Source organism: Streptomyces sp. NPDC059909 (genome assembly GCF_042730885.1).
Classification (GTDB): Bacteria; Actinomycetota; Actinomycetes; order Streptomycetales; family Streptomycetaceae; genus Streptomyces.
Genome location: NZ_JBHWKX010000268.1, coordinates 1 through 1,073, shown reverse-complemented (window position 1 = coordinate 1,073; position 1,073 = coordinate 1). Strand labels below are relative to the sequence as shown.

At 70.5% G+C, this 1,073-nt stretch carries 2 protein-coding genes; one reads left to right on the top strand and one right to left on the bottom strand.

Features of this window, described 5'->3' with window-relative positions; genetic code table 11:
- On the bottom strand, positions 1-769 hold a 769-nt coding region (locus tag ACFV9O_RS40755; protein WP_385428215.1), incomplete at its 3' end, for a dihydrolipoyl dehydrogenase family protein.
- 60 nt (positions 770-829) lie between these two features.
- On the opposite strand from ACFV9O_RS40755, the gene ACFV9O_RS40750 reads away from it, so the two are divergent.
- Positions 830-1,054: a hypothetical protein gene (locus ACFV9O_RS40750; RefSeq protein WP_385428213.1), complete on the top strand. Its 225-nt coding sequence runs from the start codon at positions 830-832 to the stop codon at positions 1,052-1,054.
- Positions 1,055-1,073 lie beyond the last annotated feature (19 nt).

Here is a 1,073-nt window from a genome sequence, read left to right as displayed (position 1 = left end):
GCTGCCCGTCCTTGCTGACCGTCACCCGCACCTGGGGCCCGGAGTCCTCGATCGACTCCACCCGGGTCGAGGTCAGCACCTCGATGCCGAGCTTCTTGTAGCGGCGTGCCAGCTCCTTGGAGACCTCGACGTCCTCGTTGGGGACCATCCGGTCCAGGAACTCGACGATCGTCACCTTCACGCCGTAGTTGTGCATGACGTAGGCGAACTCCACGCCGATCGCGCCCGCACCGGCGATGACGACCGACTCGGGCAGGTCACGCGTCATGATCTGCTCCTCGTACGTCACCACCCGCTCGCTCAGCTCCGTACCGGGGAGCAGCTTGGTGGTGGCGCCGGCGGCGATGACGCAGTGGTCGAAGGTGACCGTCTGCTCGCCGCCGGGGCCCTCCACCCGCAGCGTGTGGTCGTCGGTGAAGGTGCCCCGGCCGTCCAGCTCCGTGATCTTGTTCTTCTTCATCAGGTAGTGGACGCCCTTGACGCGGCCGTCCGCCACCGTCCGGCTGCGGTCGAAGGCGGGGCCGTACTCGAAGGTGACCTCACCGTCGATCCGGATGCCGAACGTCTTCGCCTCGTTGTTCACCAGATGCGCCAGCTCCGCGTTGCGCAGCAGGGCCTTGGAGGGGATGCAGCCGACGTTCAGACAGACGCCTCCCCAGTACTTCTCCTCGATCACCGCCACCCGCAGCCCGAGCTGCGCGGCCCGGATCGCCGCCACGTACCCGCCGGGGCCAGCGCCCAGCACCACCACGTCGAAGTGTGTACTCATGGGCCCAGCCTCGCGCCTCGCGCCCTCAAAGCAAAACGGAACATCGAGGAGGAGTGGCAGTTGCGGCTGCGCCGCCTGCTGCGCGCCGACCCGGAGGCCGCCGCCGAACTGCGCCGCCTCCTCGACGAGACCGCCCCCGCCCAGGCGCCCGGCCCCACCCTCCAGGTCACCAACACCATCAGCGGCGGCTCCCAGCAGGGCCTGGTCATCCAGGCGGGCCGGATCGGCCGCCTCTCCGCCGGCTCCGGCACTCCGCCCCCGCGGGGCCCGGGCCGCGCCGGCTGACCCCGGGGCACCTCCCGGG